The 21,151-nt window shown below is 57.0% G+C and carries 20 protein-coding genes; 6 read left to right on the forward strand and 14 right to left on the reverse strand.

Features of this window, described 5'->3' with window-relative positions; all coding sequences use genetic code 11:
* Positions 1-65 precede the first annotated feature (65 nt).
* Positions 66-1,493, forward strand: a complete 1,428-nt coding sequence (gene ftsP, locus ABU178_RS14585) for a cell division protein FtsP (protein WP_397216170.1) — start codon at positions 66-68, stop codon at positions 1,491-1,493.
* A 54-nt stretch (positions 1,494-1,547) separates the two neighbouring features.
* Here the strand turns inward: ftsP and dkgA are convergent, their stop codons facing one another.
* The gene (gene dkgA, locus ABU178_RS14590; protein WP_397216172.1) at positions 1,548-2,372 is read right to left on the reverse strand and encodes a 2,5-didehydrogluconate reductase DkgA; all 825 of its coding nucleotides are present in this window, start codon (positions 2,370-2,372) and stop codon (positions 1,548-1,550) included.
* A gap of 209 nt (positions 2,373-2,581) precedes the next feature.
* On the opposite strand from dkgA, the gene ABU178_RS14595 reads away from it, so the two are divergent.
* The gene (locus ABU178_RS14595; RefSeq protein WP_397216174.1) at positions 2,582-3,490 is read left to right on the forward strand and encodes an AraC family transcriptional regulator; all 909 of its coding nucleotides are present in this window, start codon (positions 2,582-2,584) and stop codon (positions 3,488-3,490) included.
* Between the two features lie 9 nt (positions 3,491-3,499).
* Here the strand turns inward: ABU178_RS14595 and ABU178_RS14600 are convergent, their stop codons facing one another.
* The 5 genes from ABU178_RS14600 to ABU178_RS14620 form a co-directional block, all read right to left on the reverse strand.
* On the reverse strand, positions 3,500-4,162 hold the full coding sequence (locus tag ABU178_RS14600; protein WP_397216176.1) for a DedA family protein: 663 nt from the start codon (positions 4,160-4,162) through the stop codon (positions 3,500-3,502).
* Between the two features lie 106 nt (positions 4,163-4,268).
* Positions 4,269-5,459 carry a cystathionine beta-lyase gene (gene metC / locus ABU178_RS14605; protein WP_397216178.1) on the reverse strand — a complete coding sequence of 397 codons (1,191 nt, stop codon included), beginning with the start codon at positions 5,457-5,459 and terminating at the stop codon, positions 4,269-4,271.
* 153 nt (positions 5,460-5,612) lie between these two features.
* Positions 5,613-6,899, reverse strand: a complete 1,287-nt coding sequence (locus tag ABU178_RS14610; RefSeq protein WP_397216180.1) for a TRAP transporter large permease — start codon at positions 6,897-6,899, stop codon at positions 5,613-5,615.
* Positions 6,900-6,913: 14 nt separating this feature from the next.
* Entirely contained in the window at positions 6,914-7,420 is a 507-nt protein-coding gene (locus ABU178_RS14615; RefSeq protein WP_397216182.1) for a TRAP transporter small permease, read from the reverse strand.
* 49 nt (positions 7,421-7,469) lie between these two features.
* A complete protein-coding gene (locus tag ABU178_RS14620; protein WP_397216184.1) occupies positions 7,470-8,444 on the reverse strand; it encodes a TRAP transporter substrate-binding protein in 975 nt (324 codons plus the stop codon).
* Positions 8,445-8,820: 376 nt separating this feature from the next.
* Here ABU178_RS14620 and exbB point away from each other — a divergent pair, with 376 nt between their 5' ends.
* Positions 8,821-9,546: a tol-pal system-associated acyl-CoA thioesterase gene (gene exbB, locus ABU178_RS14625; protein ID WP_397216675.1), complete on the forward strand. Its 726-nt coding sequence runs from the start codon at positions 8,821-8,823 to the stop codon at positions 9,544-9,546.
* A 5-nt stretch (positions 9,547-9,551) separates the two neighbouring features.
* Complete coding sequence (gene exbD / locus ABU178_RS14630) at positions 9,552-9,974, forward strand: TonB system transport protein ExbD (RefSeq protein WP_397216186.1); 423 nt, start codon at positions 9,552-9,554, stop codon at positions 9,972-9,974.
* A 50-nt stretch (positions 9,975-10,024) separates the two neighbouring features.
* Here exbD and ABU178_RS14635 read toward each other — a convergent pair whose 3' ends face one another.
* The 3 genes from ABU178_RS14635 to ABU178_RS14645 form a co-directional block, all read right to left on the reverse strand.
* Positions 10,025-10,300: a type II toxin-antitoxin system RelE/ParE family toxin gene (locus ABU178_RS14635; RefSeq protein ID WP_397216188.1), complete on the reverse strand. Its 276-nt coding sequence runs from the start codon at positions 10,298-10,300 to the stop codon at positions 10,025-10,027.
* 15 nt (positions 10,301-10,315) lie between these two features.
* The gene (locus ABU178_RS14640) at positions 10,316-10,588 is read right to left on the reverse strand and encodes a CopG family ribbon-helix-helix protein (protein ID WP_397216189.1); all 273 of its coding nucleotides are present in this window, start codon (positions 10,586-10,588) and stop codon (positions 10,316-10,318) included.
* 133 nt (positions 10,589-10,721) lie between these two features.
* Positions 10,722-11,615, reverse strand: coding sequence for an SDR family oxidoreductase (locus tag ABU178_RS14645; RefSeq protein WP_397216191.1), 894 nt, complete (start codon positions 11,613-11,615; stop codon positions 10,722-10,724).
* Positions 11,616-11,915: 300 nt separating this feature from the next.
* Here ABU178_RS14645 and ABU178_RS14650 point away from each other — a divergent pair, with 300 nt between their 5' ends.
* A complete protein-coding gene (locus tag ABU178_RS14650) occupies positions 11,916-13,232 on the forward strand; it encodes an MFS transporter (RefSeq protein WP_397216677.1) in 1,317 nt (438 codons plus the stop codon).
* On the opposite strand, the gene ABU178_RS14655 is transcribed toward ABU178_RS14650, so the two are convergent.
* Genes ABU178_RS14655 through ABU178_RS14675 form a run of 5 tightly spaced genes read right to left on the reverse strand, consistent with a single transcriptional unit; the run spans position 13,229 to position 18,475 of the window.
* Positions 13,229-14,203, reverse strand: a complete 975-nt coding sequence (locus ABU178_RS14655; protein WP_397216193.1) for a spore coat protein U domain-containing protein — start codon at positions 14,201-14,203, stop codon at positions 13,229-13,231. The genes ABU178_RS14650 and ABU178_RS14655 overlap by 4 nt on opposite strands.
* Positions 14,203-16,644: a fimbria/pilus outer membrane usher protein gene (locus tag ABU178_RS14660; protein ID WP_397216195.1), complete on the reverse strand. Its 2,442-nt coding sequence runs from the start codon at positions 16,642-16,644 to the stop codon at positions 14,203-14,205. Before ABU178_RS14660 ends, ABU178_RS14655 begins: the two co-directional genes overlap by 1 nt.
* A gap of 1 nt (position 16,645) precedes the next feature.
* Positions 16,646-17,344: a molecular chaperone gene (locus ABU178_RS14665; RefSeq protein ID WP_397216197.1), complete on the reverse strand. Its 699-nt coding sequence runs from the start codon at positions 17,342-17,344 to the stop codon at positions 16,646-16,648.
* A gap of 25 nt (positions 17,345-17,369) precedes the next feature.
* Complete coding sequence (locus tag ABU178_RS14670) at positions 17,370-17,885, reverse strand: spore coat U domain-containing protein (protein WP_397216199.1); 516 nt, start codon at positions 17,883-17,885, stop codon at positions 17,370-17,372.
* Positions 17,886-17,908: 23 nt separating this feature from the next.
* The gene (locus ABU178_RS14675) at positions 17,909-18,475 is read right to left on the reverse strand and encodes a spore coat U domain-containing protein (protein ID WP_397216200.1); all 567 of its coding nucleotides are present in this window, start codon (positions 18,473-18,475) and stop codon (positions 17,909-17,911) included.
* Between the two features lie 529 nt (positions 18,476-19,004).
* Here ABU178_RS14675 and ABU178_RS14680 point away from each other — a divergent pair.
* Entirely contained in the window at positions 19,005-21,107 is a 2,103-nt protein-coding gene (locus ABU178_RS14680; protein ID WP_397216202.1) for a putative bifunctional diguanylate cyclase/phosphodiesterase, read from the forward strand.
* Positions 21,108-21,151 lie beyond the last annotated feature (44 nt).

Here is a 21,151-nt window from a genome sequence, read left to right on the forward strand (position 1 = left end):
AGCACAGCAAATCAGAATAAAAATGGACGGCGTTCGCTCGCCATGCTCATAGGGTCAGAAGTTTTATGTCTTTCAGCAGACGTCAATTTATCCAGCTTTCCGCCGGTATGGCGCTCAGCGCCGGTGTTATGCCTTCCGCGGCGCGTGCCGCAGAAGGCGGCGGCGATGTTCCTCTGCCCGTACCGCCGCTGCTGGAATCCCGCCGCGGTCAACCCCTGTTCCTGACGCTTCAGCGCAGCCACTGGTCATTTAACGGTGACAACAACAAGGTGCCGGTATGGGGCATCAATGGCCTTTATCTTGGTCCCACCGTGCGCGTTTACAGTGGTGATGACGTTAAGCTGATCTACACCAATCGCCTTAACGAGCCGGTAGCGATGACCGTCAGCGGCCTGCAGGTGCCGGGCGCGCTGATGGGCGGCGCGCCGCGTATGATGTCGTCCGGCGCCGACTGGGCGCCGGTGCTGCCGATTCGTCAGGGCGCATCGACCTGCTGGTATCATGCGAATACGCCGAACCGCATGGCGCCGCACGTCTACAATGGCCTGGCTGGCATGTGGCTGGTTGAGGATGAGGTGAGTAAATCCTTACCTTTACCCAAACACTACGGCGTCGATGATTTTCCGCTGATTATTCAGGACAAACGGCTCGATAACTTCGCCACGCCGGTTTACGACCCGCCGCAGGATGGCGGCTTCCTGGGCGACGTACTGCTGGTCAACGGCGTACGAAACCCTTACATCGAGGTTTCCCGCGGCTGGGTGCGTCTGCGCCTGCTGAATGCGTCCAATGCGCGTCGCTATCAGCTAAGCATGAGTGATAACCGGCCCTTCACGGTGATCGCCAGCGACCAGGGCTTTTTGCCTGCGCCGATGGCGGTACAGCAGCTTTCGCTGGCGCCAGGCGAACGACGCGAAGTGCTGATCGATATGTCGCAGGGCGATGAGGTGTCGATCACCGCAGGCACGGCGGCAGGCATTATGGATCGTCTGCGCGGCCTGTTTCAGCCTTCCTCAATTTTGACCTCGACCCTGGTGCTGACGCTGCGCCCGACCGGACTGCTGCCGTTAGTGACCGATAACCTGCCGATGCGCCTGCTGGCGGATCAGATTCTTGATGGCGTCGCCGTGCGGACGCGCGAATTCCGGCTCGGCGACAGTGCGCCTGGGATCAACGGCGCGCTCTGGGATATGAGCCGTATCGATACGGTGGTGCAGCAGGGCACCTTCGAGCGCTGGATCATCCATGCCGATCGCCCGCAGGCGCTGCATATTCAGGGCGTGATGTTTCTGATCAAAAGCGTTAACGGCGCGCAGCCGATGGGCGAAGATCGCGGCTGGAAAGATACCGTCTGGGTCGATGGCGATGTGGAGCTGCTGGTGAGTTTCCCGCAAAGTTCCTCGGAGCATTTCCCCTTTGTCTACTACAGCCAGAGTCTGGAGATGGCCGATCGCGGCACAGCGGGGCAGCTTTTCGTGCAGCCGGTGGGATAAAAGGCCGCACCGGCCTCAATCAGCGCGGCTCCCTGGCAGGTGCCGCGCACTTCATCAGTTAAACTCTTCCGGATCCGGCCCCAGACGATTACCTTGATCCAGCTTGGCGATCTCGCTGATCTCCGTCTTATCCAGACGGAAGTCGAACACGGCAAAGTTTTCCTCGATGCGTGCAGGGGTAACCGATTTCGGGATCACCACCAGGCCGCTATCCAGATGCCAGCGAATCACGATCTGTGCCGGAGTTTTACCATATTTCTTCGCCATCTCTTTGATGATTGCCTGATCGAAAACGCCTTTACCGCCCTGCGCCAGCGGGCTCCAGGATTCGGTCTGGATTTGATGCATTGCGTTCCAGGCATGCAGCGTGCGCTGTTGCAGCATCGGATGCAGCTCGATCTGGTTAACCACCGGCGTCACGCCCGTTTCATCCATCAGGCGTTTCAGGTGCTTCTCATGAAAGTTACAGACGCCGATGCTTTTGGTCAGGCCCTGCTGTTGCAGTTCAATCATCCCTTTCCAGGCCTCGACGTAGTGATCTTTCGCCGGACATGGCCAGTGCATCAGATAGAGATCCACCTGATCCAGCTCCAGTTTTTCCAGGCTGGTTTCCAGCGCCTGCTGCCAGTTCTGCTGATCGTCATTCCACAGCTTGGTGGTGACAAAGATCTCGTCGCGCGGCACGTCAGTTTCCTGCAGCGCCTGGCCGATCGCCTCTTCATTTTTGTAGGCGGCAGCGGTATCGATGGAGCGGTAGCCCACTTCCAGCGCCTTAAGTACCGCCTTACGCGCATCGTCAATGCTGGCCTGCCATACGCCTAATCCCAGCTGCGGCATCATGTTGCCATCACGCAGTTTAATAATTGGTTGGTCTGCCATGGTTGCTCCTTTATCTGCATTGAACCTGACTGGTCAGTGATTTGGGTTGAAGTCCGGAAAATAAACTTTTCGCTGATGTAAATGTAGCCGCAGATCCTGCTGTCCGCTCTGCTTATTCCTGTGTGATTCTTGCCTGTTTCTCCAGGTGGGTAGAGATTAAGACAGCATGGCGGCACAATAGTTACTCCCTGATTTTTTGAGATGACGCTATGCCACATGACGCCCTTTGCCGCCGCCTGGCGCACCAGGTGATCGCGCTGATGACTACCCGGCACGATACGCTGTGCGCGGTGGATAACGTCTCGCTGATCTACGCCAGCCAGCACTATCCGCGCACGCCGATCATGTATCAGCCAGGCATTGTCATTTTGTTTCAGGGGCGTAAAACCGGCTACCTTGGCAGCACCGTGTTTCATTATGACGCCACCAAATACCTGATGCTTACCGTGCCGCTGCCGGTAGAGTGTGAAACCTGGGCGACGCCGGAGCAGCCGCTGGCAGGCATCTGCCTGAGCGTGGATGCTGCGCGCCTGCAGGATCTGCTGATGGATATCGGCGACGACGACACCTTTCAGCCTCAGCCGCAAACTTCCGGCATCCATTCCGCTTACCTGAGCGAAGAGATGCTCTGCGCCGCCGAGCGCCTGCTCGACGTAATGGGCCAGCCGCGCAATGCGCGCGTGCTGGGGCCGCAAATCGTGCGTGAAATCATCTATTACGTGCTGACCGGTCCCTGCGGCGGCGCGCTGCTATCGCTGGTGAGCCGTCAGACACAGTTCAGTCAGATCGCTCGCGCGCTGCGGCGTATCGAGAATCACTACGCGGATAACCTGAGCGTGGATGCGCTGGCGGCGGAAGTGAATATGAGCGTGTCGGCGTTTCACCATAACTTCAAGGCGGTCACGCAGACGTCGCCGTTACAGTATCTGAAGCGCTATCGTCTGCACCAGGCGCGGCTGCTGATGCTGCACGACGGCATGAAGGCGAGCGCGGCGGCGGTGCGTGTGGGTTATGAAAGCGCCTCGCAGTTTTCGCGCGAGTTTAAGCGCTATTTTGGCGTGACGCCGGGGGAAGAGATGAACCGCGTGCGCCAGACGGTGGCTGAACCGCCGGGCTGACGCACGGCGTCAGGCCTGTTTTTGTTTTCGTTTTTTCCAGATGACGATAATGCTGCCCGCCAGACCCAGAAACAGCAGCGCCACCGGCAGAATCATCAGGATCGCCATCACCTGATCTTCGTGACGCTTGATAAAGGGCACCTGGCTGATGCCGTAGCCAAAGGCCACCACAATAGTGACCCACAGCAGGCCGCTCAGCCAGTTGAAGAACTGGAAGCGGCCATTCTGCAACCCTGAGATCCCGGCCATGGTAGGCAGCAGGGTGCGGACAAAAGCGAGAAAGCGGCCCACCAGCAGCGCCATCAGGCCGTGACGATTAAACAGGTGCCAGGCGCGCTGATGATATTGCGCCGGAAGATGCAACAGCCAGCTTTTTACCAGTTTGGTATTGCCCAGCCAGCGCCCCTGCAGATAGCTCAGCCAGCAGCCAAGGCTGGCGGCGGCGGTCAGAATCAGCATTGTCGGTACAAAATCCATCACGCCTTTTGCCACCATCGCGCCCGCAAGCAGCAGCAAACTGTCGCCCGGCAAAAAAGAAGCGGGCAGCAGGCCGTTTTCCAGGAACAGCGTCAGGAACATCACGCCATAAACGATCCACACTACATCCGGATTGGCCAGCGCGGCAAAGTCCTGATGCCAGAGCGCCTGAACAATCTCATGTAAAACAGCCATTGGTTATCCCATCAAGTCACAAGGCTTCTATTTTAGCGGCTAACAGGGCAGCAAAACTTGATCTGCTCGCGCTCCGGCCGCGTGGTTGAGGTTTTGTTGAGCTTTATTATTGCGCCAGTCGATCAAAGCCGGCGGCAAGATCGGCAATCAGATCCTCGACGTGCTCCAGGCCGATATGCAGGCGCACCAGGGTGCCGTCAAAATCGACGCCGCCTGCCGGGCGAATCGCCGCCAGCTCCTCCGGCTGGTTGGCGAGAATCAGCGATTCATAGCCGCCCCACGAATAAGCCATGCTGAAATGATGGAAGCGATCAAGATAATTTGCCAGTTGGTCGTTGTTTAATTTCTTTTTCAAAACAAAGGAAAAGAGGCCGCTGCTGCCGGAAAAATCCCGACGCCAGTATTCATGGCCTTTGCACTGCGACAACGCCGGATGATTAACACGGGCAACCGCAGGCTGCTGCGCCAGCCACTCCGCCACCTGTAACGCGCTCTCTTCATGCTGGCGTAAGCGCGTGCCCAGGGTGCGCAGACCACGGCTCGCCATATAGGCCGTGTCGGCATCCACCATCTGGCCCATCAGGTAAGAGTTTTCGCGCAGCTGATCCCAGCAGCGCGCATTCGCCACGGCGGTGCCGATCATCGCATCGCTGTGACCAATCAGATATTTGGTGCCCGCCTGAATGGAAATATCCACGCCGTGATCCAGCGCGTTAAACAATACGCCCGCTGCCCAGGTATTATCGATCATGATCACCGCGTCCGGCGCTTTGGCGCGTACGGCTTTGACGATTGACGGCACATCCTGCACTTCCATGGTGATCGAGGCGGGGGATTCAAGGAACACCACGCGCGTGTTGGGCTGCACCAGTTCGGCGATTTCACTGCCGATGCAGTGGTCAAAAAAGGTGGTGGTAACGTTCAGCTTACTGAGGATTTTGCTGCAAAAATCCTGGGTCGGCTCATACACCGCGCCGCTCATCAGCAGGTGATCGCCCGCCTCGACAAAGGCGAGAATCGCGTTGGACACCGCCGCCGCGCCGCAGGGATAAAGCGCACAGCCCGCGCCGTTTTCCAGCTCGGTCATCGCTTCCTGCAGGGAAAAATGGGTCAGGGTGCCGCGGCGGCCATAAAACAGTTCGCCCTGAGCGCGACCGGCGGTAGCGCGTTTTTTATCCGCGACCGTGTCAAACACCAGCGATGAGGCGCGCTGAATAACGCTGTTCACCGAGCCTTGAGTATAACGTTTGCTGCGCCCCGCATTGATCAGGGCGGTATCAATTTTTTTAGTTGCCATCACTGCTTGTCCTGCCGCTTCCAACAAAGCAATCACGTTACCACGAATCGCGCCGGGGGATGACCGGGAAAAGCGATTATCAGAGCCGGGCCAGAGATAAAAAAACGGGCGCTCCGTTGCGCCCGTTTTCTCTGCCTGGCTGGTCGTAAGGCGTTACATTAATCCCATCGCATGCGGCAACCAGAGCGAAAGCGCCGGGATATAGGTAATCAGCATCAGCATTACAAACAGCACGCAGTAGAAGGGCAGCATGGCGCGCACCACCTGTTCAATCTTTTGCTTGCCTACCGCACTGGCGACAAACAGCACTGAACCCACCGGCGGGGTGATCAGACCGATCCCAAGGTTAATCATCATGATCATGCCAAAATGCACCGGATCAACGCCTAGCGCGCTGGTCACCGGCAGTAATACCGGCGTCAGGATCAGAATGATCGGTGCCATATCCATCAGCGTGCCTACCAGCAGCAGCAATAGGTTAATACACATCAGGATCACATATTTGTTGTCAGAAATGCTGGTGAAAAAGCTGGTGATAGTGGTCGGTAACTGCATAAAGGTCATTACCGCGCCAAAGCCGGCGGCAAAGGCAATCAGCACCATGACGATGGTGACCGTTTTAATGGTACGGAACATCAGGACATGCAGCTGATTCCATTTAAAGTCGCGGTAGATAAACATCGTGACGAAAAAGGCCCAAATACAGGCGATAGCCGCCGATTCCGAAGCGGTAAAAATCCCCGATAAAATCCCGCCGAGAATAATCACGATGGTAAACAGACCCCAGAAGGCGTCGATAAAGATTTTCAGCGCCTGGCGAAACGGAATGCGTTCGCCTTTTGGATAGCCGCGCTTACGCGCAAAGCCGAGGCACATGATCATCAGGCAAAGGCCGAGTAGCAGACCGGGAAAAATACCGGCAACGAACAGTGAGGAGATGGTGACCACCCCGCCGGTGGCTAACGAATAGATCACCGAGTTATGGCTTGGCGGCGTCAGCACTGCCTGCACCGAGCCGCTGGCGGTCACCGCGGCGGCAAAATCGCGCGGGTAACCTTTCTCCTCCATCTCCGGGATCATCACCGAGCCAATTGAGGCGGTATCCGCCACAGAGGAGCCGGAGATGGCGCCAAAAAAGGTAGAGGCGACAATATTGACCAGCGACAGGCCGCCGCGGATAAAGCCGACAAAGATATAAGCAAAGTTAACCAACCGCCGCGCGATACCGCCTTCTGCCATAATGGCGCCGGCGAGAATAAAGAAGGGAATGGTTAACAGAGAAAATTTATTAATACCGTTGGTAATCTGGATCACTACCGCTTCCAGCGGCAGGTCGATCCACCAGGCGCCGATAAAAGCGCTCAGGCCAACAGCGAAGGCGACAGGAAAACCGACCATTAACAGCAGGATCAGACTGCCAATCAGAATCAGGGCATCCATGGGATTACTCCGCGTTAGTGCGTACCGCCGAGGGTAACAATCGGACGCTGGGTTTGCTCACCGCAAACCAGCCGCTCAACAACAAACAGCAGGGTAAAGAGCGCGCCGAGAGGGATCGGCAGATACATCTGACCATAAGTGACATCGGGCAGCGAGGCGAGTTGCTGGATCCACATCGCTTCACACAGGTTGTAGCTGGCGCGGAAGATGATGATACAGGTAGCGATCATCAACAGGTCGCAAAAGCGCAACGCATAGCTCTGCGCGCGCGGCGACAAACGGTCGGTCACCATCGAGACGCAGATATGGGTACCGGCACGCAGCCCGACCGGCGCGCCGATAAAGGTAAAAATGATCATGCAGATAATCGCCACCGGCTCCGGCCAGGCGAGCGCGCCGTTCAACACATAGCGCGCAAAAATGCCGATGGGGATTACGGTCACCATGATCAGCAGCGCCACGGTTGCTATACACATGCAGAGCAGATAAAGCCCATCCATCAGACGACAAAAAGCAGTCATAGTGGTGTACCTGATTCAGCTGCCGCGCAGGCGCGCGGCGCGGGAAGAGTTATTTCACATCAGCAATCTGTTTCATCAGATCCTGATATTTGCCGCCAAACTGGTCGCGTACCGGCTGGGTCGCCTTCATAAAATAATCACGATCGATTTTCTGGAAGGTCACGCCGCCCGCTTTCATTTTATCCAGCGACTCTTGGGTATATTTCGCCCACAGCTGACGCTCTTCATCCTGGGCTTCTTTACCGAGCTTTTTCAGCAGCGCCTGGTCATCGGCGGAGAGACGATCCCACGAAGGTTTAGAGAAGAGGATCATTTCCGGCTGCATAAAGTGTCCGGTCAGGGTGTAATATTTCGCTACCGGCATATAGTTATGGGCAACAAACGTCGGCGGGTTGTTTTCCGTGCCGTCCACCACGCCGGTCTGCATGGCGCTGAACACTTCACTCACCCCCATCGCGACCGGGTTAGCGCCCATCGCTTTCAGCGTGGCGAGTGAAATCGGGCTGTTCTGCACGCGGATCTTCATGCCTTTCAGATCTTCCGGTTTCTCCATCGGCTTTTTCGTGATCATGTTACGCACGCCGGCATCGGTCCAGCCGAGAAACACCATGCGCGTATTGGGATCCTTATTAAATTTATCGACAATCTCCTTGCCGACGTCGCCGTCCAGCACCTTATGCATATGATCTTCGTCGCGGAAAATATAGGGTAACGTCAGCACGCTGGTTTCCGGGGCGATGGTGGTGACCGGCGCCAGCGAGACGCGGATCATATCGACGGCGCCCAGCTGCACCTGCTGCAATGTTTGATCTTCATCGCCCAGCACACCGCCTGCAAAGACTTTCATCTCCAGTCGGCCATCAGTAGCTTGCTTTAGCTTATCGCCCATATGTTCCAGCGCGACGACGGTGGGGTATCCGGCGGGCTGCACTTCTGCCACCTTCAGGACTTTGGCGGAAGCGGCACCAGAAAAGAGCGCTGCGGAAGATAACGAAACTGCGAGTAGTAATTTATTCAGTGTCATTCTGTTTTCTCCAGCATAGAAAGCGGTTACAGCGCGGCGCAGTGAGTTATGGAATGTTAAAAAGAGCGGCCGCGTATCTGAATGGCTGCTCCAGCATAGAGAAAAAGCGAAAGGGGAAAATGGGCACCGTTGTGATTGAATGAAACGCATCACATTTTGAAACGTTGTTTTAATAAATTTATACGCGCCGTCACATTTTCAAAACCTGCCTTTAACCGGATGAAAAATGTCTGGCGCACCGTCCGACAAACGCACCATAAGTTTGTAAATAGTAATGAGAACTACTATCAATTCGCTGTTGATTTGATATGATCCGCGCTTATTCCAAAACTGTGCAATTTGATGTTGGAGACGCAGCGTGGTAGCCAGTGATTTGATGCAAACGGATCTCTCCGTTTGGGGCATGTATCAACATGCAGATATCGTGGTAAAAGCGGTCATGATTGGACTGTTGCTGGCCTCAATGGTGACCTGGGCGATTTTCTTCGGCAAATATGCGGAACTCAGCGCGGCGAAACGTCGTTTAAAGCGTGAACAGCTGGCGCTGAGCGAGGCGCGTTCCCTGAACGACGCGGCGCAGACTGCGAAAAGCTTCAGCGCCAACAGCCACAGCAGCGTACTGCTGAACGACGCGCAAAACGAGCTGGAGCTTTCCGCCGGTGCCGAGGGGACCGACGGCATTAAAGATCGCACCAGCTTCCGCCTTGAGCGCCGGGTCGCCGCGTTCAGCCGCCATGCCGGTCGCGGCAACGGCTTCCTCGCTACCATCGGTTCCGTTGCGCCATTTATCGGCCTGTTTGGCACCGTATGGGGCATCATGAACAGCTTTATCGGCATCGCCAAAACGCAAACCACCAATCTGGCGGTTGTGGCACCGGGTATCGCTGAAGCGCTGCTGGCGACCGCCATCGGCCTGGTGGCCGCGATTCCGGCGGTGGTGATCTATAACGTGTTCGCCCGTATGATTGCCGGCTACAAAGCGTCGCTGGGCGATGTCGCCGCGCAAATCCTGCTGCTGCAGAGCCGCGATCTCGATTTGGGAAACGCCGTCAGCAGTAAAGAAGCCCCGCGCGCCACCACTCAGAAACTGCGCGTAGGTTAACTATCATGGCGATGCGATTAAACGACGACCTGGAAACCGATGGTGAAATGCACGAAATTAACGTGACGCCGTTTATCGACGTGATGTTAGTCCTGCTGATCATTTTTATGGTTGCCGCGCCGCTGGCGACGGTTGACGTGCGCGTTAACCTGCCTGCTTCCACCAGCGTGCCGCAGCCGCGTCCGGAAAAGCCGGTTTATCTTTCCATCAAGGCGGATAAGCAGCTTTACGTAGGCAATGATGCCGTCACCAGTGAAAACCTGGTGAAGGTGCTGACTGAGCAAACGCAAGGCAATAAAGAGACCACCATTTTCTTCCAGGCGGACAAATCGGTTGATTACGAAACCCTGATGACGGTGATGGATCAGCTGCGCGGCGCCGGTTATCTGAAAATCGGCCTGATGGGCATGGAAAGCGTGCGAAAGTAACTCTTCAACGTGTTACAGATGCAGAAAGGGCGACCCATGGTCGTCCTTTTTTATTGCTCTTCACGGGTGTGCCACAAGCGCAAAACATAAAGCGTATTGTTACGAAGCTCGTAACGTATTTCATAACGTCCAACCAGAATCCGTCGGATTTCCTGTGGTTCAAATTCCTCCAGGCGCTCGCCGAGGCGCGGGTTTTTCATAAGACGTTGCGGCGAGGCAACAAGCGACTGAACGGTTTTTGCCGCAGCCAGAGGGTTAACCTTAGCGAGGAATTCATAAAGTCGGGCAATGTCAGAAAGCGCCTTTGCGGTCCATTTTATTTCCACTCCCTGTGCACTCCACTATTTTTTCGGTAACGGTAAAGGCGTAGCGCTATTCAGGCTCTCGGCCCAGGCCATCACGGCTTCCTGATCCACGACGTTACCTTGATCAACCTCTTCTATCGCTTCAAGCGTCAGCTGCTTGCGCTCCTCTTCCTGATCAAGCCATGCCATCAGGGCTTGCTTAATAATCCAACCCTTAGGACGCTCCAGTCTTTCTGCGGCTGCGTCAATTTTCTCCGCCAGCAATAACGGGACATGGGCAGTAAGAACTCTTGTCTGTGCCTGCGGCATGCTTTCTCTCCTGCATGAATGATTTAATCAACTTTAATCTTAATGATTAATCAGGATTCATACAAGCCGGGCAAGATAATCAGGCAATAAAAAAGGCGGGTAATTTACCCGCCTGTTGTCAGATCAAACTAAATCAGCTCAGATGTTCGCCGCCCGTCACGCCATGCACTTCAGCGGTAACGTAGCTCGATTCTTGCGAGGCGAGGTAAACGTAAACACCAGCCAGCTCGGCAGGCTGACCGGCACGCTTCATCGGCGTCTGCTGACCAAAGGTCGGCAGTTTTTCCTGCGGCTGACCGCCTGTCACCTGCAGCGCGGTCCAGATTGGGCCTGGCGCCACCGAGTTCACGCGAATACCTTTCTCCGCCACCTGTTTCGCCAGCGCGCGCGTATAGTTAAGAATCGCCGCTTTAGTTGAGGCGTAATCCAGCAGCGTCGGGCTTGGCTGGTAAGCCTGAATCGATGAGGTGGTAATAATGGAGCTACCCGCAGGCAGATGCGGAATCGCCGCCTTGGTGATCCAGAACAGCGCGAACACGTTGGTTTCGAACGTTTTACGGAACTGCTCGGTGGTCAGCTCGGCAATGCTGCTGGTGGCGGTCTGTTTACCGGCGACCAGCGCCAGGATATCGAGCCCACCCAGTTGCTCGCGCGCATCATCAACCAGCTTTTGACAGAAAGATTCGTCACTGACGTCGCCCGGCAGCAGCACGGCCTTACGGCCTGCATCACGAATCAGCTGAGCCACATCCTCAGCGTCGCGCTGCTCTTCTGGCAGGTAGGAAATCGCCACGTCTGCCCCTTCGCGGGCATAAGCGATAGCGGCGGCACGACCAATACCGGAGTCTGCACCCGTTACCAATGCTTTTCGACCTTCCAGACGGCCGCTACCACGGTAGGTTTTTTCGCCGCAGTCCGGCACTGGCGCCATATCTGCCTGAATGCCCGGCGCAGGCTGTTGCTGTTTGGAATACTCACCGTGGTAGTACTGGGTCAGCGGATTCTGCATTTTGTATTGATCACTCATGTTTCCTCCTTGTCATTTCGTTTTTTACCCTGTTAAGGCTAGGTGAGGAGGGAGTGCTGTCCAGCTTGTTCATACTCTTTCCGCTTACCCAATGAATTGATTAAAAAAATTTTAATCGCCTCAGGTTACGGAATATTAAAAAGTATAAATGAGCGCTCAGGCAGTGGGTTCTGTTGCATAATTAATCGTGTTAATTTTTTGTTACTTTTTGCGCGCTTTTTGTAAACTGCAATGGTGAACCCCATCACATTAAATTGGCGCGCGGCAGGCTAAAAGGTATAAAACCTTAATAAAGCCGGTATAAGCCCTATGCATTCTTTACAAAAGTCGTCCCAACGCGGCGCTAAAACCATCTTCAGCGTGACCAGCGGTAACTTTCTGGAGATGTATGACTTTATGGTGTTTGGCTATTACGCCACGGCCATTGCAAAAACCTTCTTTCCCGGCGATAACCCTTTCGCCTCGCTGATGTTGACGCTGATGACCTTCGGCGCAGGCTTTTTGATGCGCCCGCTGGGGGCGATTATTTTGGGCGCCTATATTGACCATCATGGCCGCCGCAAAGGGTTACTGCTGACGCTGGGACTGATGGCAGTCGGCACGCTCACCATCGCGCTGGTGCCTGGTTACGCCACTTTGGGCGTGGCGGCGCCAATCCTGATTTTGCTGGGCCGTCTGCTACAGGGCTTCTCGGCGGGCGTAGAGCTGGGCGGGGTTTCCGTTTACCTGGCAGAAGTCGCGCCAAAAGGCCGTAAAGGCTTTTATGTCAGCTGGCAGTCGGGCAGCCAGCAGGTTGCCGTGATCTTTGCCGCGCTGCTGGGTTTGTTGCTGAATCATCTGATGGCGAAGGAAGCGGTTACCGAATGGGGCTGGCGTATTCCGTTTGTGGTTGGCTGTATGATTGTGCCTTTCCTGTTCTGGATCCGACGCATGCTGGAGGAGACCGAAGCTTTCAGCCAGCGCAAACATCATCCAACCATGCGTGAAATTATGCGCTCGGTCGCCAGCAGCTGGGCGCTGGTATTAGCCGGTATGCTGATGGTAGTCACCACCACGGTGATGTTTTACATGATCACCGCATTTACCCCGACCTTCGGCAAAACCGTATTGATGATGAGCGACAAACAGAGCTTCCTCGTCACGCTGTTTGTGGGGATCTCCAACCTGTTCTGGCTGCCGCTGATGGGATCGCTTTCTGACCGCGTTGGCCGCCGTCCTCTGCTGATTCTGTTCACCATTCTGATGATTCTCACCACCTGGCCGGTGCTGCACTGGCTGGTGGGATCGCCCACTTTCTCTCACCTGCTGGAGGCGGAGCTGTGGCTCTCTTTCCTCTATGCCAGCTACAACGGGGCGATGGTGGTCTATCTGGCGGAGATTATGCCTGCTGAGGTGCGCGCCTCAGGCTTCTCGCTGGCTTACAGCCTGGCGACCGCGCTGTTCGGCGGCTTTACTCCGGCGGTCTCCAGCTATCTGATCCACGCCACCGGCGACAAAGCGATGCCGGGCGTCTGGCTCACCTTTGCTGCCGTCTGCGGCCTGATCGGCACTCTGATGATTGGCCGCATGGTGAAACAGTACCGCGCCCGCCATAGCGGCGCGCCGGTCAGCGCCTAGAAAGAGAGATCGACCACCACGCTGTCGCTATAGTTTCCCGCAGGCGGCGTGCTTTGACTGGTGAGAATACGCGCGGTGTAGTTATAGCCGCGCGTCAACCCATCGCTGCTGATGCTGGTTGAGCTGCTGCTGCTCCAGCGTTCTGTTCCGCTCGGCCCCCAGCGGTCGCTGCTGGTTCCCTTGTAAATCTCATAGCTCAGACGATTAGTCCCGTTCGCCATATTGCGCACGCTGCCTGCGGCGTAACTGCCGTTGCTCAACCCCACGGTATAGGTACTGCCTTTTGAGCAGATCACGCTAATAGTTTGCACCACGCTGGAGAAGCTGCCCACCAGCGGCGCGCTGCCGAAGCTGACGTTGGGCGCGGTGATGGTGGTACAGTCGTTGCTGACGATGATGGAGACCGCAATCGGCACCACGTTGGTGCCGCTCTGCGATCCTAAACAAATTCCCAGCAGGTTAATGCTGGTGCAGATGTTATAGGTAACCGACAGGCTCAGCGAGACGTTATAGGTGCCGGCGGCGATTGTCTGGCCAGCGACGGTGCGCAGATAAACCGGAAGGTTGAAATTGAGCAGGCCGCCTGAACCGAGCAGAGTCAGCAACGATGACGAGCTAAAGGTATAGCTGGCGCCGTTGACCAGCAGTTCGGTGGCGCAGGCGCTGTCTACGCAAAGGCGCACCGGAATATTGTCGGTACCGGTATCGCCGCTGCGCTTCATGATGCCGCGCGAGGCGCTGACTACCGTGGCTCCGGTCAGACGAAACGTTATCGTATCTGTACCCAGCAGCGTCAGGGTACTTCCCGCGCCGCAGTTCACGCCGACCGTGGTGGAGGTGGTGCCGGGCGTGGTATTGACCACAAAGGTGGTGGACGTACCAAAGCTGGCGGTGGAGCTGGGAGAAGTACAGGCGGCCTTGCTCATCAGGGGAAACAGGCTCAGCAGAACCAGCAGTAACAGGCTTCTCATCAGGGGGTAATTCCTGTGGTTGAATTAGCGGGATTCGCCACCGGCGCGCCAGGGTTGGCGTCGGGCAGCGCACAGGTCAGGGGACCATAGGTTTTCAGCGCTTGCGGCTGGCCGTGGGGGATGTTCAGCCGGGTATCACAGCTGCGACCATCGGGCGTCACCACATGAATCGGGTTATCGCTGCCCAGATTTTCCATATAAGCCAGACCATCCCAGCCGACATACTCCGTCGCCTCGCCGGGTCGTACAACCTGGCTGGAAACCGGCAACGGCTGGCCGTGCCGATCGTGCAGGATCACGCTGGCGGCGCGCAGCGGCTCAACCGGGAAGTTCAGCAGGAATCCGCTCTGGCGCTTAACGGCAAAGCGCTGTTCCACCTTCGGCGTGGTGAGATTGGCCGGCAGGTCGAGCGTATCGATATCATATTTTGCCGGATAGTAGCTGCTGATGGAGGGCACCAGCAGATAGCCTTCCTTATCGGTCCGCCCCATCGACTGGTTTTCATAACGCACGTTGACGTCGGGATAGCCGGTTTTAACCAGCACAAAGGCGTCATTCACCTGGTTGGCGGCAAAGATACGGTTATCCATCAACACCAGTGAGCCGCTGAGATCGCCCCACTGGGTGGTGTTATCCGCATCACCATAGAAGCCCGCCGAGGTATCGATTTTGTTGTTGCGCCAGCGCAGGCTGCCTTGACGGTAATCGCCGCTGCCGCCGCCCTGATGCGCCCAGGAGGCATCCCAGGCGAAGCCGCCATCGCTGGGCATGGATCGTGAAAGGTAGACGCGTTGCGCGCTTTCACCCTGTTGATCGCGCTCGACGCTGAGCGAACTGCTGCCATGTTCGCCAAAAGGGATCACCAGAGAAATGGCGCCGCTCCATTCGTCCTGTTGCTGATCGCGGCTGGCGGAAACGTAAAGGCTGCTGTTGCCCCACAGGTTTTTACTCCACGACAGGTTCCAGAGCTGAGTGCGTTCACCATCGCCGCTGCGGATATCGATAAAGGCGGCGCCAATGCTGCCATACTCTTTCAGCGACACGCTGGCGTTGTACTGCGCGCTGCGGCGGCTGAGCGTATAAGCGGTGTTGTCCACGTCGCCGAGGCGGTTGCCCAACAGCGCGAGATTGCCGAACTCCACAGTGCGGATAGTGTGCTGAGTCCCCAGGCTGAACCAGCTGTTGTTGTACTGATAGCCCCAGCTGTACTGGATTCCGGGCTTGCCATCCATCTGGCTCTGCGCCAGCGCGCCGTTAACCACACCGAGGCTGCCCACTTTCACCAGCGCGCCAAAGCCGCCCATCGCCAGCGAATCCGATCCCTCCGCATGGCTTTCCAGCGTCAGCCAGCGGGTCAGGCCGTAACGCCAGGAGCCGCTGGCCGCCGCCGCGCCGTAATCGAAGCTTTTAATACCGTAATTTTCGCGGATCGCCCCGGCTGAGAAGGAGTAGTCGGATAGTCCCTGTTTCAGCAGGCTGCTGGAAACGTAGAAGGGCAGCGTGGTTGTGACCTGGCGGCCCACGGCGTCGGTGGTGACAATCACGGCGTCGCCTGCACCGTTAACAAAGGGCAAGTTGGTCAGCGAATAAGGGCCAGGCTGTACGTCGGTGTGGCTGGAGCGATAGCCATTCACGAAAAGATCGACCGTGGAGGGCACCGCCGCCTGGCCGGAAAATTCCGGCAACGGATAGGTGACCAGGTCGGGACGTACGCTAAAATCGCGACCAATCTGCACGCCACCGAGGCGCACGCTGCTGCTCCAGCTCAGCGAGTCGGTGATCAAATCGCCGACGCGCCAGCTTACTATCCGGTTCTCATTTTCGCTGCTCCACCAGCTATCGTAGCGGATATAGCCATCCTGCTGTGCGCTGGTGTCGCCTTCCAGCTGCTGCTGCCAGACGCCGTTGCTGGAAAATTGCCCGCTCTGACCAAACAGGCGCAGCTCGTTCCAGGCGGAAAGGCGCGATCCAACGTCATCGGTGCGCGTCGCATAGAAGTCGTAGTTAAGCAGCGCGCCGCTGCTGGTGCGGCCAGGATAGCGCGGCTCGTCCTGACGATGGACGATGGTCTGGCCGGGAAGCCAGGCGGGCGGCACGGTCACCAACAGGCGCTGGCCGCGATCGTCATACTGCACCCGGACCTCCGCCAGACGGGAGAGATTCACCTGCGGCGCAGCCAGCTTTTCAGCAGGAATACCGGCGCGCTGCAGATCGCCTGCGCGCACCCAGAAATCGCCGTTACGCCGCTCTACCGGCACGATATCGCCACGTTCCTGCTCGTTCACTACCAGTTCCAGCATATATTGCTGCGCGCTGCCATTGGTATTGAGCGCAGGCGGCGGCGGCAGCGTGGAGAAAGTTTCCGCACCGGCAGCGCCCGTATACAGGCAGGCGATGACGCTGGCCACAGCCAGCGCGCAAGGAGTCAACGCAAAACGCATGTTAGCGACTGGCGGTGCTGCGCCAGTGACCTTTATTCATCTCGCTCTCCAGTACGCCGCTGGCAGGCACATTCAGCGGCCAGCGGTGAGTGGTATTCGCCAGCACATAGCCATACAGGCCGTCGCCCAGCTTGCGTCCGCCCAGCGTGGGATTGCTCAGCCGCGCATGACCGTTGCCGCGATTGGTGATTTCGATCCAGCGGCGCCCCTGAGCGCTCACCGCCTGCCAGGAGAGATCGGGCTTCGCGCTGTCGGCGGTCAGGCCGCTACCATAAACAAACAGCGGTACGGAGTAGCGCATCTGGAAGTTCAGTCCCGCCTGATCGCTGCCGGGAGTGCGCGGCGTTGGGATCTCGTCCAGTACCACGCGGTAAGCCTGCTCTTCACCGGCGGCGGGCGGCGTTTGTTTGATCAGCCGCACCAGCTGTTTCTGTCCCGGCTCAATACGCACCAGCGGAGGACTGGCGACGATCTGCTGTTGCGTTTGGTATTGATCCTGCTGATTAACCTGCTGCCAGCCGAAAATTCGCACCTGCATCAGCGTGGTGGCGTTGCCGCGGTTTTCCAGCCAGAGCTCGCTGGCCTTTTCATCGGGGTTAATCACCGGATCGATCGGCCAAATCATCACGGAATTGGCCGCCAGCGCCTGGGGCATAGCGATCGCTGCGAGAAGCAGAAGAAGAGGGCGCGTGAATCTCATGAAAAAAATCCTTGTTGTCATCATTTCACCAACTCAGGGTAACCGTGAGGGTATCGCTATAAACACCGGCGCTTGTGGTGCCGGGGAGTTGCAGCAGGCCATAAATAGGAAGCGTTATGTTATTGCTGTCGCTGTAACTGAGCGCCACCGCCTGGTTTATCGGGATGGCCGTGGTGTGGCTGGCGTTGGTGTAAAGCGTATAGGGCACGGTATCGCTGGCATTAGCCAGCTTCAGGTTGCGTGTGGAGGTGTAATTGCTACCGCCGTTGATGCTCATGCTCAACGTGGTGCCCGGCGTGCAGGCCAGGTTGAGAGTAGTGCTTTGCACATAGCTGGCGCTGACGCTGCCGCTTTCCACCCCCGAATGGGAGCCGAAATTAAGCGAGCCGAAGACCCCGGTATTGGTTCCGGAAATCACGCAGCCTGCCACGATGCTGGCGGTCACCTGAAAAGTTTGCGTCGGCAAACTCCAGCTTGTGCCACAGCCCAACAACCAGAGTAACAGGCCGCGCGTCAGTGCTGGCCGTACGCGCGTTGGCATACTCACTACTTCAAGAGGGGGACTCAGTAATTCACGGCAACGTTAATGGTATCCGTATAGGTACCGGCCGGAATAACGGCATTAAAGCCGCCGCCGGTCACGCGGCCATAAATAGGGTAGTTCTCGCCCAGCGTGGGATTGGTGGTGCCGCTGGGGGTTAGATTGGCGTTATTGGCGATCGCCGTGGTAAAAGCGGCATCGCTGTACAGGGTATAGGCGATGCCCTGAGTGGCATCGGCGCCAAGCACCAGATAGCGCGGCTGGCCGGTAACGTCGCCATAAACGGTCGCAGGGGCAGTGTTGCTGCTGGTCACCTGAACGTTATAGGTTTGACCGGTGGTACAACGGACGAATATGCCGTTACCCGCCGAGCCTACCAGCGTGGCGTTTAAGGTATCAAAAGTGGCAGCGCTACTGCCGAAGTCCAGGGTACCGAAGTTAACGCCACTGGTCGCTGACTGACCGTTTACCAGGCAGCCGGTCGTGAGCGTCAGGGTGGCATTGATGGTGCCGGTGGTGGTCGCGGCAAGACTTACGGCAGGCAGTCCCGCGCTCAGGCTTACAGCCAGCAAAAAAAGCTTGAGTTTCATAACCAATCCTTACTGATTATTGTTGTTCAGTGCTTTTTCGCCTGGTAATACATTGAAAATATAAACCAAAATAAAGGCTCTCAACGGGTTCGCTGAGCTGAATGTCTAATTATATTAGGAAAAATCTCAAGTCTGACAAAGGGCCTTTCTATCAATTTTCTTTACTATAGAGCAGCAGGAAGCAAAGCGTAACCGAAAGGATAAAAAATTCGCTAATCAATGTTCGCGGCAGGGCGCTAAGTCAGTCACAGCAAGGCATCAACGGAAGCGTAAAAAAACGGAACAAGAACGATTTCGTCCCCTATCGCCAGCCAGAGTTCAATGATATGTTCGTGCATTAATCAGGGCTGGTTACTAATTAAGTTGCCGGAATCTGTTTAGAGAAAAATCCCGGTCGTTGTTGCACGCTCATCATGCGTGGTGGAATCGTTTTCAGGCCGCTGAGTTTTCACCCGTGGGGTAACTTTTCGCTTTACGGCAGATTACCAACACAGCACCTGCTCACCGGCGGGTTCGTGAGGAGTTGTTCATGTTGCTGGTCACCTGGGACACTATTCTGGTTGCCGTCTCCCTGATCGTCGCATTTATTGCGGCTTTTACGGCGCTGGACAGTGCCGGACGCGTCGCAGTATCGCGTGGCGGTCTGGCAAAGCTCTGGCTGGCAGGCGGCGGCACGGCAATGGGTATCGGCATCTGGGCGATGCACTTTATCGGCATGATTGCGATGAACTTGCCGATGAGCATGCGCTACGACGTCAGCTTAACCATTCTGTCGCTGCTGCTCGCCATCGTTAGCGCCATGCTGGCGTTTGCGCAGGCGGTTAGCGGATCGCATCTCACTACCCGGCGGCTGGTCACCGGCACGCTTATTCTCGGCTCCGGCATTGTCGGCATGCATTATACCGGCATGGCGGCGCTGCGGTTTTCGCCATCGTTAAGCTGGAATTTTTCCCTGGTCGCGCTCTCAGTGGCGATCGCCTTTGCCGCCTCCGGCGTGGCGCTCTGGCTGGCGTTTCATCTGCGCCAGGATGAACGCGGTTCATTGCGGATGCGGATGCTGGCCGCGCTGGTGATGGGTGGCGCCATCGCGGGCATGCACTATGTCGGCATAGCCGCCGCGCAGTTCAGCGCCTCCGGCATCATAATGCATCGGGGCGCCAGCGATGAGGGGCTGGCGGTTTGGGTCACCATCGTTACCCTGAGCATTCTTGGCCTGACCCTGCTGGCGTCGATGCTGGATGCGCAGCTGCGCGCAACACGGTTAGCGGCGCGGCTAAGGCATGCCAATCAGGAGCTGCACCAGCTGGCGATGCATGACAATCTCACCTCGTTGCCGAACCGCGTGCTGCTGGAGCAGCGTCTTGATGAAGCCATCCGGCAGGCTGACCTGCATGACAGCGCCTTTGTGCTGATGTTTATGGATCTTGACGGCTTCAAGGCGGTTAACGACACCTGGGGCCATCATGTGGGCGATCGGTTATTGATTGCCGTGACCGCACAGCTGCGCGCACAGCTGGATGACAAGGCAACCCTGGCGCGACTGGGCGGCGATGAGTTTGTTTTGCTGATCCCCGACAGCGACGCGGTGAACGCGGCGACGCTGGCTCAGCGGCTGGTTACGCTGATTGATACGCCCTTCAGGCTGGATCGCTATCTGCTGCGGGTTTCGCTCAGCGTCGGCATCGCTCTGTTTCCTTTGCACGGGCGCAGCAGACAGGAACTGATGTTTAATGCTGACGCGGCGATGTATCACATCAAACAAAATGGCCGCAACGGCTGGTGTCTGTTTGAGCCGACGATGAGCGTTATGGCGCAGCATCAGCTGGAGCTGGCGAACGATCTCTGGCGCGCGCTGGATCGCCAAGAGATGCGGCTGTTTTACCAGCCGAAGTTTCGCTCCAGCGGCAATATACTGCTGGGCTTTGAAGTGCTGCTGCGCTGGCAGCATCCGACGCGCGGCCTGCTGATGCCCGACATGTTCCTCCCCCATACGGAGAAAAGCGGGCAAATTGTCGCGCTCGGCAACTGGGTGATCAACGAAGCCTGCTCTCAACTAAAAACCTGGCACAGCGAAGGCCATAGCCACTGGACGGTTTCGGTCAATCTCTCCGCGCTGCAGTTCCACCAGCGCGATCTGGTGGAAACCGTACGTCAGACGCTGGCGCATCATCAGTTGCCCGCCGCCGCCCTGACGCTGGAGGTGAGCGAAACCATCGCCATGCGCGACCCGGTGTTCAGTCAGCAGCTGATTGACGAACTGCATCGGATCGGCGTCAACGTCGCCATCGATAATTTTGGCATCGGCTACGCTAACCTGTTGCAGCTGAAGCATTTTAACGCCAGCGAGCTGAAAATTGACCGCAGCTTTATCAACAAGCTGCGCGCCGACAGCGAAGACGCCACAGTGGTGAGCGCAATGTTGACGCTGGCGCAGAGCCTGAATCTGCGCATGGTCGCGGAAGGGGTAGAGACCAAAGAGCAACAGCGCCTGTTGACCGGTCTCGGCTTTGACGTTTTGCAGGGCTACCTGCTGGGCAAGCCGACCCCCGCCGATCGCATCAATGAATTCACCGAGGCAGCCAATTCTCCGCTGGCGCTGGCGGATAACCTGACGCCGCTGACCGGTGCCTGACGATAGATTTTAACACTCACAGACATCGGAACCTTTCATCGTGT

It is taken from the genome of Pantoea osteomyelitidis (assembly GCF_044342975.1).
GTDB lineage: Bacteria > Pseudomonadota > Gammaproteobacteria > Enterobacterales > Enterobacteriaceae > Pantoea > Pantoea osteomyelitidis.